The 13040-nt window shown below is 58.4% G+C and carries 9 protein-coding genes and 1 pseudogene; 9 read left to right on the top strand and 1 reads right to left on the bottom strand.

From position 1 onward, the window contains the following. Positions 1 to 13 precede the first annotated feature (13 nt). From glyA to EOA79_RS01110, 9 genes and pseudogenes are all read left to right on the top strand, one after another. Positions 14 to 1351 (top strand): serine hydroxymethyltransferase, encoded by a 1338-nt coding sequence (glyA, locus tag EOA79_RS01150; protein ID WP_063169266.1) that lies wholly within the window; start codon positions 14 to 16, stop codon positions 1349 to 1351. A 57-nt stretch (positions 1352 to 1408) separates the two neighbouring features. Then, positions 1409 to 2584, top strand: coding sequence for a methionine adenosyltransferase (metK, locus tag EOA79_RS01145; protein WP_063169265.1), 1176 nt, complete (start codon positions 1409 to 1411; stop codon positions 2582 to 2584). 100 nt (positions 2585 to 2684) lie between these two features. Next, a complete protein-coding gene (locus EOA79_RS01140) occupies positions 2685 to 3698 on the top strand; it encodes an adenosine kinase (protein ID WP_063170366.1) in 1014 nt (337 codons plus the stop codon). Positions 3699 to 3763: 65 nt separating this feature from the next. Next, complete coding sequence (gene tdh / locus EOA79_RS01135; protein ID WP_063169264.1) at positions 3764 to 4798, top strand: L-threonine 3-dehydrogenase; 1035 nt, start codon at positions 3764 to 3766, stop codon at positions 4796 to 4798. Positions 4799 to 5512: 714 nt separating this feature from the next. After that, positions 5513 to 5681 (top strand): annotated as a pseudogene (locus EOA79_RS33375) (transposase); the annotation flags it as partial. 805 nt (positions 5682 to 6486) lie between these two features. Next, complete coding sequence (locus EOA79_RS01125; RefSeq protein ID WP_063169262.1) at positions 6487 to 7173, top strand: response regulator transcription factor; 687 nt, start codon at positions 6487 to 6489, stop codon at positions 7171 to 7173. A gap of 71 nt (positions 7174 to 7244) precedes the next feature. Next, a complete protein-coding gene (locus EOA79_RS01120; protein WP_063170365.1) occupies positions 7245 to 8666 on the top strand; it encodes a type II and III secretion system protein family protein in 1422 nt (473 codons plus the stop codon). Between the two features lie 12 nt (positions 8667 to 8678). After that, entirely contained in the window at positions 8679 to 9239 is a 561-nt protein-coding gene (locus EOA79_RS01115) for a CpaD family pilus assembly lipoprotein (protein ID WP_063169261.1), read from the top strand. Between the two features lie 83 nt (positions 9240 to 9322). Continuing rightward, positions 9323 to 11194, top strand: coding sequence for an acyltransferase family protein (locus EOA79_RS01110; RefSeq protein ID WP_127213821.1), 1872 nt, complete (start codon positions 9323 to 9325; stop codon positions 11192 to 11194). Positions 11195 to 11676: 482 nt separating this feature from the next. Here the strand turns inward: EOA79_RS01110 and EOA79_RS01105 are convergent, their stop codons facing one another. After that, a complete protein-coding gene (locus tag EOA79_RS01105) occupies positions 11677 to 12816 on the bottom strand; it encodes a porin (RefSeq protein WP_127213822.1) in 1140 nt (379 codons plus the stop codon). Positions 12817 to 13040 lie beyond the last annotated feature (224 nt).

The following is a 13040-nucleotide window of genomic DNA, read 5'->3' as shown; positions in this document are numbered from 1 at the left end:
GAGCGCGACTACCATGGATAACTCCGCCGGCGGCGCCATCGCGCAGCCCGACACTTACGGGCGGCCTCACTTAGCCGCCGTCGACTCCCGCGTTCACGAACTGCTTCTAAGACAGGAGCGTCAGGAGCGGACAACTCTCAAACTGATCGCCTCCGAGAACTTTGCCTCCTCGGCGGTGTTGGAAGCGACCGGGTCGATTTTCACCAACAAGTATGCCGAGGGATACCCCGGTGCGCGCTACTACGCCGGAAACGAGATCGTCGATGAGCTTGAGACCCTCGCGATCGAGCGCCTGAAAGCGCTATTTGGCAGTGAACATGCCAACGTCCAGCCTTATTCAGGCTCGCCAGCCAACCAGGCTGTCTATCGCGCGCTTTTGAGCCCCCGTGACAAAGTCATGGGCTTGCCTTTACCCGAAGGCGGCCATCTGACTCACGGTTGGTCCGTCAATTTTTCCGGCAGCGATTATCAGCGCGTCCCGTACAGGCTGCACGAAAAGACACAGCAAATTGACTATGACCACTTGCGCGAGACCGCCAAGCGGGAACGCCCGAAGCTAATTTGGGTCGGCGGAACTGCTTATCCGCGTATTTTTGACTACGCGGCAATGGCCGAAATTGCTTCGGAGGTGAACTCGTATCTGGTGGCTGACATCGCCCACATCTGCGGCCTGGTTGTCGCAGGAGTGCATCCGAACCCCGTGTCCCATTGCGATGTGGTCACCAGCACCTCTCACAAGTCGATCCGCGGTCCCCGGGGTGGCTTCATTTTATCAAGGAATGAAGACCGTTATCAGCCCCTCCATCATCCGAAGAGCAAACACAATCTGGCCAAACGTATAGACCGCGCCGTGTTCCCTCTTCTGCAAGGCGGACCGCATATGAATACTATCGCCGCGCTTGCCGTCGCTTTGCAGGAAGCAGCGAACTCGTCCTTTCGTGTCTACGGTCAGCAGATCGTCCACAACGCCAAGGCTCTGGCCCAGGCACTTCTGGAGCGAGGTTATGAACTCGTCACCGGGGGCACTGACAATCACATGCTGATCCTTGATCTTCGGGACCGGTCGCTGTCAGGCAAAGCCTATGCGGAGCGCTTATCGCGTGCAGGCATCATTGCGAATTTCAATATGGTCCCGGGCGACCGGCGGCATCCGGCGCTGACAAGCGGCATCCGCTTAGGGACACCAGCGGTGACGTCCATGGGCATGCGCGAAACGGAGATGGTGCAGATCGCCGCTTTCATCGACTCGGTCTGCCGCCAGCCCGATGACCAGGAAGTTCATGCGAGCGTACGAAGAGACGTTGCCGACTTCTGCACTGCGTTCGATGTTCCCGGCATCCCCGACCGATAAGCCACCCCAATCCAGAAACTCCTCACTAACTCCAGCACTTGAAGCGAGGGCATTTTTATGACCAGGCAGTTCGTGTTCTCTTCCGAATCCGTCGGCGCGGGACACCCCGATAAGATGGCAGACAACATCTCCGATGCCATTCTCGATGCGGTCCTGCGCACCGATCCGAAGGCGCGCGTCGCCTGTGAAGTGTTGGTGAAGACGGGGATGGTCGTTGTGGCTGGCGAGATCACCAGCCATGCCCACATCGATTACAGCCAAGTCGCCCGCGATACGATACTCGATATTGGCTACGACGATGATGCGATTGGCTTTGATGGTCGACGTTGCGCCGTCGTTCTGGCCCTCACCGAGCAGTCGCCCGACATAAGCCAGGGCGTTGATGAAGGACGAGGGCAGGATCTCGGGCAAGGGGCAGGGGATCAGGGCATCATGTTTGGATTCGCATGCAACGAGACGGATACATTGATGCCCCTGCCGATCCAACTCGCTCACCATTTGACGAAAAGACAGGCCGAGGTCCGGAAAGCGGGACAGCTTGGCTGGCTGCGTCCGGACGTGAAATCTCAAGTGTCGGTACGCTACGAAGGGCTCCGCCCGGTGGCGCTGGATACCATAGTCCTGTCAACGCAGCATGACGAAGCGGTCTCACAAGCCACGGTCCGCGAAGGCGTCATTGAGGAGATCATAAAACCGGTCCTGCCGGCCCACCTGGATACTTCGGGGATCAGATTTCTGGTCAACCCAACAGGGCGGTTCGTGGTCGGTGGGCCTGCCGGCGACTGCGGCCTCACAGGACGGAAGATCATCGTCGATTCCTACGGTGGGACCGGGCGTCACGGCGGCGGTGCCTTTTCGGGCAAGGACCCATCCAAGGTTGACCGCTCGGCGGCCTATGCCGCCCGGTATGTCGCGAAGAACATCGTTGCCAGCGGCCTTGCGGAGGTCTGCGAGGTTCAGCTTGCCTACGCGATCGGCGTGGCCAGTCCGGTTTCTGTCATGGTCAATACCTTCGGAACCGCAAGGATCGAGGAAAAAAGGATCGAGCGCCTTGTTCTCGAGGTTTTCAATCTCCGACCGAAAGGCATCATCAAGATGCTTGATCTCTTACGGCCGATATACCGCAAGACGGCGACATACGGACACTTCGGGCGTGAAGAGCCTGAGTTCACTTGGGAGAAGACGGACAAAGCTGACGATTTGCTGCGTGAAGCCGGACCGGCAGCTGCGTGAGGGCGGCTGGATCAAGCGCATGCGGCAACCCATTTCAACTCGCGAGACCACGCCCGGCCGGCGTGGCAAGAAGCCGGCTCGGGTTTTGGCGGAGATTTTGATGCCGGATTATGACGTGCTTTGCATCGGCAATGCCATTGTCGACATCATCGCCCAGTGCGACGAGGAATTCCTCGAGACCAACGGCATCATCAAGGGCGCGATGAACCTCATCGACACACAACGCGCCGAACTGCTCTACAGCCGCATGGGCCCGGCGATCGAAGCGTCCGGCGGCAGCGCCGGCAACACGGCGGCCGGCGTCGCCAGCTTTGGCGGCCGCGCGGCCTTCTTCGGCAAGGTCTCCAACGATGCGCTGGGCGAAATCTACGCCCACGACATCCATGCGCAGGGCGTCGCCTTCGGCACCACGCCGCTCAAGGGTGAGCCGCCGACGGCGCGCTCGATGATCTTCGTCACGCCCGACGGCGAGCGCTCGATGAACACCTATCTCGGCGCCTGCGTCGAGCTTGGCCCTGAGGATGTCGAAGCCGACAAGGCGTCCGGCGCCAAGGTCACCTATTTCGAAGGCTATCTGTGGGACCCGCCGCGCGCCAAGGAGGCAATCCGCCAGACGGCGAAGCTGGCGCACGCGGCAGGCCGAGAAGTGTCGATGACGCTGTCGGATTCGTTCTGCGTCGACCGCTACCGCGACGAATTCCTCGACCTGGTGCGCTCGGGCACGGTCGACATCGTCTTTGCCAACAGCCACGAGATCAAGTCGCTCTACCAGACATCGTCGTTCGACGAGGCGCTGGCCCAGATCCGCAAGGATTGCCGGATCGCCGCCGTCACCCGCTCGGAAAAAGGCTCGGTGATCGTGCGCGGCGACGAGACCGTGGTGATCAAGGCGACCGCCATCAAGGAACTGGTCGACACGACGGGCGCCGGCGATCTCTATGCCGCCGGCTTCCTGCATGGCTACACGCAAGGCCGCGACCTGCAGACTTGCGGCGACCTTGGCTCACTGGCAGCCGGATTGGTGATCCAGCAGATCGGCCCCAGGCCCCGTCAGAATTTGCGCCGCGAGGCTGAGCAGGCGGGGCTGACCATTCCGGACGTTCAAACGAGTTAGTGGCCTACCTTCCCGTTGTGCAGGCTATCTCGCCAGAAGCGCAATCACGGAATAGGGAAATCCTGATGTCGAACATGATGAAGGCGCTTGTGAAGGCCAAGGCCGAACCGGGCATCTGGATGGAAGAGGTGCCGGTGCCGGAAATCGGCCCCAACGACGTGCTGATCAAGATCAAGAAGACGGCGATCTGCGGCACCGACGTGCACATCTACAATTGGGACCAGTGGGCGCAGAAGACGGTGCCGGTGCCGATGGTGACGGGCCATGAATTCGTCGGCACCGTTGCCGATTTCGGCGCAGCGGTCACCGAATACAAGGTCGGCCAGCGTGTATCGGGCGAAGGCCACATCGTCTGCGGCCATTGCCGCAACTGTCGCGCCGGGCGAGGGCATCTGTGCCGCAACACGCTCGGCGTCGGCGTCAACCGTCCAGGCGCCTTCGGCGAGTATCTGGCGATCCCGCAGCACAATGTCGTGCCGATCCCCGACGATGTGCCCGATGAGATTGCCGCGATCTTCGATCCCTTGGGCAATGCCGTCCACACCGCATTGTCCTTCGATCTGGTCGGCGAGGACGTGCTGGTGACTGGCGCCGGGCCGATCGGCATCATGGGCGCGCTCGTCGCCCAATGCGTCGGCGCGCGCAAAGTGGTCATCACTGACATCAACCCGGTGCGGCTGGCGCTAGCCAAGAAACTCGGCGTCCAGCATGTCGTCGACGCCTCGAAGGAGAAGCTGCGCGACGTCATGCCGGTGCTCGGCATGACCGAGGGGTTCGACGTCGGCCTCGAAATGTCAGGCGCCGCCCCCGCTTTCCGCGACATGATCGACACCATGAACAATGGCGGCAAGATCGCCATTCTGGGCATCGCGCCGACCGGCTTCGAGATCGACTGGAACAAGGTCATCTTCAAGATGCTGCATCTCAAAGGCATCTACGGCCGCGAGATGTTCGAAACCTGGTACAAGATGATCGCGCTTGTGCAGGGTCCGCTGGATGTCTCCGGCCTGATCACCCACCGCATCGGCATCGACGATTTTCAGATCGGTTTCGATGCGATGAAGAGCGGCAGTTCCGGCAAGGTGGTGATGGACTGGTAGGGATTGCCTTGGCCGCTATTCAGGAAAAGCTGACGACAGCACCTCTGGTCCGCCGGACATTTTCCAACTAGGGGAACATGGCTGGGTGGAGAGCTATGGCTCCGCTACGTGCGCTCGCTAATCATATACGGCGACGTATCGCGGCCCACCCGGTGACGGTCGATGGGGCAATTCGCTTCAGTCGATGACGGAAACCCGGTGAACCGATGCTGAGGCCCCGACGCGATCGTCTATTTCCTATGATCTGCGATTGAGGTCGAGGTGTTGCCGCTTTCAGCGGGTAAGATGCGATAGACGACTTCCGGTACCCTTCCGGTCAGCGAAAAGGAAGGCAACGAGCCGCATTGCCTCAAGCAAAATGTTACCAATAGTGTCCTGTTCCAAAGGGGATGGACAGGTCGTGCCATTCCGGTTCGGGGGAAGGATGGCGCGGCTCAGCATGGCGACACGGTGAAGCGGCGATCGTGGAGCTTTATTGCGGCGTTGACAAGCGGCGCATTCTGGATGAGTTCGAGGCGGTAACCGGCTATTATTCGCAAGCGCGCGATCCGTCTTATGAACCGTCGTGAGCAGAGGCCGTCTGCGGGCAAGAGCCGCAGCCGCTGTTACGGCAGCGATGTCCGCGACGCGCTCATCGTGTTGTGGGAGGATTCGGAGCGGCTGGGTCCGCATCGACGCTCGCGGCGGCCAGCGCCGCCGGGCAGGAATGAGTTCGCAGTTCGCCGCTCGGTGCCAGCCCGCACCTTCGGCGATTGGAAAGATCCGCCGCCCGGCTTTGTTGAGCGCATTCGGGCACGTCTTCGTCAGGGAGCTTCGTGCAGACGATGGTGCTGACCGGATTGCCGCCGGCTGGACCGATTGCATTCCGCTCCGCACGCGCGACAGCGGCAATGTGATCATGGCGATCAAGCAGGCCCGCTCCCGGTTTCGCTGACCCTGTGCTGCTGTTTGCCGGCATCCGCCCGCACAGGAAGAGCTTGTAAAAGTGCGGAAATCGAGGAGCCGTTGGTCGTCGATCTTCAGCCTGAACGCGGTCGTTTGCTGGTGCCGCAAATCGGCTGTTGCATGTACATCCCTGTCAGACGTCAGTTTTCCTCGCCTATTTTGGTGTCGAGCGCGAAGTGCTCCAACCAGATTGCAAGGCTTTTTGGAAATGAGAGCGGCTTTGCGCAGGGCGCTCCGTTGTTGAGCATTCAAGCTACCAAGCCAATGACGCGCAGGTTCCACCAGGCTCGCCAGCCTTGAAGGACAGCGAAAAAAGCAGAGCACGACAGACACAACAGTGCATCAGGACGCCGCAGTCGTTGAAGATGGTGCGCTGCATCCATACCGTGGATGCATTCGATCCAAATAATCGATTTGTTCAATCAGTTTCTCGAAAGCTAACCCTACCCTCTGTGGGAATCGGGCTCTGAGCCGCGACGCTGCCTTGCGAGCGCAGGGGCTGCACGTAGGAGAGATGATGCAACGAGAAATCGCACGCGGGTTGCTGGCCTCGTGGGTTCGCCGACCGGCGTATTTGAGCCCGTCAGTTGGTCCTCACCCGCGCCTATTGCCACCGAGCGACTTGCATGTCCCTCCGACTCGGACCAGTTCCGAGAGCTGCGACGAGTTGCGCGCCGTGTGCTCCGATCAGATGGCCGCCGGTGACGCGTTCGATGGGCCGTCCCTCTTCGAGAGGAGATGAAATGCGAACGCTGCTCGTGGATCATCATGCGGATCTTGCGCGCGCCATGCGACTTGCGCTCGGGGATGGCGGCTTCGTCGTTGATGTCGTTGGTACTCTGGAACTGGCTTCGAGTGCATTTTCTTGCGCCAGCTATGAAATTCTCCTGCTGGAATTGGCTCTGCCAGATGGCGATGGCTTGGGTTGGCTGAGGCAGTTGAGGACCCACGGGCATTCAGTTCCTGCCGTCATTATGAGCAGCCTTAACGATCTCGATAAGCGAATTGCGATCTTCAACGGTGGTGCGGACGACTTTCTGCTCAAACCCATCTCTACCGATGAGCTTATTGCCAGAATGAGAGCCATTCTGCGCCGGGCGACACAGATGACCGACCTGAGGCTCGTATTTGGCAATCTCGACTTTGATCCGGTCGCCCGCCAGGTTTTCGTTGATGGGCACCCAATGATGATCGCACGTCGCGAACTCTGTGTTCTAGAGCACCTGCTTAACCGGGCAGGCCGCATCGTGCCCCGTGCGCAATTGGAAGATCACCTCTATTCATTCAACGACGACGTGTCTGCCAACGCGCTTGAAGTCGGAATTTATCGTTTACGGGGACATCTGACCAGATCAGGTGCAACGCCACGGATCAAGACCATCCGAGGCATTGGTTACATCCTAGAATTGACTGACGCCTCGTCCGCATAGTTTGTCGAATCGAAAGAAGATCTATTTTGCTGATCCTTCAACATCCTTGCGCTGCGCTCAATTGGCGGGCGATCGCCAACAAGGTTACAAGACCTGCAGTGCCCCGTTACCTGGGCCATCTCCTCTGCGCGCTTATTGTGACTTTCCCACTTGGTGTCGCGGCGCAAAACAAGCAGGACAAAGGCCCGCCGCATGCGGCTTCGAATAGCATCAACGCCACGCTGACCCTTTCCTCTTCGCTCGGGGAGACCGTTCATCTGCCCGGGCCAGCCACGACCATCTTTGTTGCTGACCCCACGATCGCGGATTTTCAGGCGCCATCGAGCAAAACAATCTTCGTCTTTGGCAAGAAATCGGGGCGGACCAGCCTATTCGCCTTGGATGGCAATGGCGAGCCTCTCGCCGAATTGCGTATCGTTGTCACGCAACCGATCGGGGATTTACGCGCCATGTTGCGGGAGCAGGTCGGCGACTATCCCATCCGCGTCAACTATACGCCGCGCGGCGCAATCCTTAGCGGGACGGCGCCCGACGCAGAGGTCGCCGACACCGCAAAAAGAGTCACTGAGCAATATCTGGGCGACGGAGCGCAAGTCGTCAACAACATCAAGGTCGCTGGATCCCTGCAAGTTAACCTCAGCGTGCGCGTAGCCGAAGTCTCACGCAGCGCCATGAAGTCACTCGGCGTCAACTTGTCCGCCTTCGGTCAAATCGGCAATTTCAAAGTGGGCGTTCTAAGCGGAAGCGCTGCAAGCGCTGGGTCTGGTTCAACCCAGGGTGGCGGTACAGCAGAAATCGGATTCGACAACGGTGCCGTCAACGTCAGCGCGGTTCTCGACGCGCTCGCCAAGGAGCATATAGCTTCCGTCCTGGCTGAGCCGAACCTCACCGCTATGTCGGGTGAAAAGGCCAGCTTTCTCGCGGGCGGCGAATTTCCCATTCCTGTCCTGCAGGAAAACAGGCAGGTATCGGTTGAATTCCGTCACTTCGGCGTCAGTCTGGAATTTGTGCCGACAGTTCTCAGCAACAATCAAATCAACATTCACGTAACGCCCGAAGTCAGTGAACTGTCGACGCAAGGTGCCGTGCAAATCAACGGAATTTCCGTGCCGGCAGTTTCCACGCGCCGAGCCGATACGGTCGTCGAACTCGCCAGCGGCCAGAGCTTCGCAATCGGCGGTCTAATCAGGCGGAACGTCAACAATGATGTCAGGGCCTTTCCCTGGCTCGGAGAACTGGCGATCCTGGGACCGCTTTTTCGCTCGACCTCGTTTCAAAAAGAGGAGTCAGAACTGGTCATTCTAGTTACGCCTTACATTGTAAGACCAGGCTCCAACCCAAACCAGATGAGCGCACCGACCGAGCGGGCGGCACCGGCTTTGAACGGAGGGGGCGCTCCGACGAATTCCGTGACAAGTCCCCCGCGAGACCGCGCTGCTATCCGTGCGGGCGCGCCAAGCGCCCAGGGCGGTCTCGGCTTCATCATCGAATAGTGTCATCCAAAGATGTTGCGTTTTATAATCCTCTTTGTCGCTCTGGCACCAAGCGTAAGTGGCTGCACAAGCACTACGCCAGTTGATGTCGAACCATCGGCACCAATGCTTGTCCGAGAGGAGACCACCGTCCTGACGTTGCAAAGCCTGCGCGCTTCCGAACGGCAGCGTTTGCGTGTTTTCCTAGACAAGGCCAGTCGCGGCCGGTTCGATGCCATCCACCTCCTCATCAGCGGTTCGCCCCAGCTCAGCGCAGGGGTAGCCCATCAGGCCAGGCAGTTGGCAATCGAAGAAGACAACATTCAATTGCGCGATCAACACGACGCCGGCTCAGTGCGAATTGAGGCGATTGTCTATCACGCCCGTCCGCCGGTCTGTCCCTCATATGGTGCCTTACCCAATGAAGAATCCTTCAAACAGCCGCTTGGTTGTTCGACAGGACATAACCTGGCCGTGATGGTCAACGATCCGCGCGATCTGCTCGACAATCAGGCCGTCAAGGCCGGCGATGGCGATCGTGCTTCTGTACCAGTTGCAACTTACAGAACATTCGGGACGGATAAAGGTGGCTGATACCGCCCTTATCTCGGCAGCACTCCTACCGGAGATTGAAAGCTTCCAATCGCGTCCTGATCTAAAATAAAAGGAACCGCTGGATGCAATATAGGCGCTATATCGAGGGCCTTAGGGCCGTTGCTGTACTTCCGGTCGTACTCTTTCATTTCGGAATTTCGGCGATCCCGGGTGGCTTTAGCGGGGTCGATATCTTCTTCGTCATCTCCGGCTACCTAACCAGCGGAAGCCTCCTGGATGACCTTGAACGCGGCCAATTTTCCATCGTCAACTTCTACTGGCGCCGTGCCCGGCGCATTCTGCCGGCGCTCGTCTTTGTGATGCTTCTCACCTGCATTGCGGCATTGTTCATTCTTCTGCCACCGGATCTGCGCGGATTCAGTCTTAGCATCATAGCTACCTCGACCTTCTGGTCGAACGTTTTCTTCTGGAAAACGTCAAGTTACTTCTCTATCGATGCCGCGCTTCTACCACTGTTGCACACTTGGCCGCTTTCCGTAGCGGAGCAGTACTACATCTTCGCACCAATCCTGATGTTCCTAATCTATCGCTACATCGGGAAGCGCTGGCTGACGACACTTCTTCCGATAATTCTCTGCAGCTTCGTAGTGGCGGTGATGGCGACATCGCTGGCACCCACCGCCGGATTCTATCTGCTGCCGACCCGAATCTGGGAACTCATGTTGGGCGCCCTGCTCATGCTCAAATGCCCCTCGCCGCTGGGCAACCGATTCCTGATGGAGTCGGTGGGGGTGGCCGGATTTGGCCTTCTCGCCATCGGGTTCTTCGCGATTTCGGCGAGTGATCCGTTCCCAGGCTACAACGCCTTGTATCCATGCATCGGAACGGCCCTTCTGATCTATGTTGGCCAAAATACCCCCTCGACGGTCGCCACCCGCATGCTCGAAGTCAGGCCGCTGGTCTGGATTGGGCTCATCTCGTATTCGTTGTATCTTGTTCACTGGCCTCTCAATGCGTTCGCGCACTATCTTTCGTTCCAAAAACTCGATCCGTTGATGACCGGTGCGATGTTGGTGGCAAGCCTCGCATTGGCTGCATTCTCCTGGAAGTTTGTAGAGCAGCCGTTTCGACAGAAGAGGGCCTTCACCTCCCCGGGGCCTATCTTCGCCTTTTCAGCGCTCGCGATCGTTGTCCTTTGTGCCGGCGGAGCGGCGGGGGCGCTCGGCAACGGCTTTCCGCAACGGTTTCCGGACTATGTCCAGCGGCGCATTTCCGTCGGGGACTGGAGGAATGGCATCTGTTTCAACGAGGGCACCAGCCGGATCGAAAGCTGGAATATGGAGGATTGCACGCGCACCAGCGGTTTTCCAACAACGGTTTTTTTGTGGGGCGACTCCTTCGCCGCGCACTATGTTTCCGGCTTGGGTGCTAACATAAATCGATTGCAGGCGAACATCGTTGAATATACGTACGCCAGCTGCGCGCCGATACTCTATTACTACCCGTACGATCGTCTTGATTGTGTCCGGTTCAATCGCAAGGCCTTGGACGTCATCTTGGAAGCGGACATCAAGACGGTTATCCTCAGCGGTAGATGGAGTGACTATGAGGTCAGAGGTTTCGACGGTCTTCAGCAAACAATCGCTACGCTTCGTGCCCTGGGCGTGCGCGTGTTTGTCATCGGCCAGTCTCCGCAGTTCCCAACTGACGTCCGGAAAATTGCGTTCTTCGCCAAGCGCCAAAATCTGGACGATACGTCCTGGCCGATCGCGATGGACCCCGACGTCAACGAACGTGTGCGCTCATTTACCAAAGGCGCCACATTCATCGATCCGCTGAAATTCCTGTGCAGCGCAGGACGCTGCGCCTATTTCGATAGAGGAGAGTTTTTATATTTCGACTATGGTCATTTCTCTTCAGCCGGCGCCACACTGGCAATCTCGAAATACTGGCCGGCTTTTGGCAAGGACAATGCTCTTCCTAAGACGAAGTAGCGGCTCAGCGGCTGACAAGCACCAGTACGGGTCCCAGTGATAGCTCCTGCTTCCGCAGCAGCCGCGACGATGGAGCTGTTCAGGTTTAAGGCCCCCCGATAGTGACCTAGGATGGGTGCTGCCACGCGGCTCGGACTCAGCGTGCATTATCACGTAAATGTTGAGAGAATGAATGGCGCCGCGAAGGGCAATTCCAGCCGTCCAAAGCGACAGGCGTGTCGCGGCCTCGACATTGCAGTGGCGCTTACCTAACACGGCCTCACACTGCCCTCTAAACGGCCCCGAATTTGAACTGACGGCCCCTGGCCGGTTCATCGGGCAGGTCAAGGGCTAGGTGTAGTACACAGGGCTCATAACTTTCAGTTTCTAGTTGGTACGATGGGCCGTGGACGGTCGATGCAGACTTCAAGATGGCGAACGAAGCTCTCCATGCGTGCGTTGTCGAGGCAAGTGCCTTTGCCATGCTCGCGACTGGAGAGATTTCAAAATGAGCCTTGTAAGCGGAGAATGCCGCCGACGCTGTTCGGCTTGCTCGTGCCCTTGACGGCGGTAGGCTCGGCAGGGCCGAGGCCAGAGTTGCCGTAGTGGTCGTAATCGACCTCGGCTGTGACCGTGAAGCCGGGAACGACCATGTAGGCGACGTTTGCAGCCACACCAGCATCCTTGAGCTGATCACCCGAGACCTGAAGGTTGAACGAAGTTTTCTCGTCAAACTCGTAGGTGGCGCCCGCCCAGAAAGCCCACTGGCCGTTCCAGATTTTGTACGAGCCGCGCCCATGATTGGCAATTGCGCCGTTTGAGTCCTCGTTGAGACTGGCATTGGAACCGTAGCCGAAGAGTCCAAACAGCGACAGCTGGTTTGTGACAGCGACGTCGACGCGGATCTTGCCGGCAAAAGCTTCGTAATTGCTGTCATAAGCCGCGACGCCGGTGATCGAGCCCCAGCCTTGCGTGTATTTCAAGCCGGCGACAACGTGCGGAATATAGCTGTCGATAGTACCGGCTGAGCCCGATCCTTGTTCGAGCGAAATCACAGTCGAAATGCCGTTGCCGGCGTCGAAGTGGTACTGAGCCACGTTGGTGTCGAAGCCGGCCGACGGAACGAGCATACTATCGAGAACGTTGCCAGCGTAGCTTGCAAACGTATCGAAGGCCGACCCCTCCTTGCCAACTCGCAGGCCTCCCAGCTCGACCCAGGCAGAAGCCAGTGCGAGGCCGCTGTTGAAATCATAGTTCTGAGGACTGTCATGCGAGTTAGCGCTGTTGCCAAAATTCACCTGGGTTTCGGTATAGGTCGTCAACGCGCCGAGCTCGGTCTGCTGGCCGGTCCAAGTTTTGAACGTGAAGCGTGTGCTGTTTCGCCAAGTGCCTTGGTCCTCGCCAGTTCTCACGTCCGAGGTTCTTGCGCTGTCATACGATCGGACGTCACCCAGGCCGATATCGTAACGGACATAGCCGCCGATGCGCAGGCAGGTCTCGGTGTTGGGAATATAGGAATATCCCGAGCCGAGGACGTCGCAGATCTTGATGTACTCGGCCGGTTCCCGCTCGGCGCCAGCTGCTCGACCGACGGAAATGGTCATCAGAGCAGTTAAGCCGAGAAGAGGACTCTTGATGTACATGTCTAGATCTCCATGAAGGAATAAAAAGGATAGAGGCGAAAGAGCAAGCTTTTCCTCTAAATTTTGTGCGTGTTGTCTCCAATATGTGGACGCCAAAGCGCTTGACACGAGAGGTGAGCCAGCGTAAAAGCCACATGTACTTATAATAGTGTTTTCTGCTAGGAGATTCATTATCGTTTACATGTGAAACACTCCGGTCGGACCGCTGCAGCTCTCCGAATAGA

It is taken from the genome of Mesorhizobium sp. M1A.F.Ca.IN.020.03.2.1 (assembly GCF_004023205.1).
Taxonomy (GTDB): Bacteria; Pseudomonadota; Alphaproteobacteria; order Rhizobiales; family Rhizobiaceae; genus Mesorhizobium.
The sequence above is the reverse complement of the archived record's forward strand: the minus strand, read 5'-3'. Positions and strand labels throughout refer to the sequence as shown.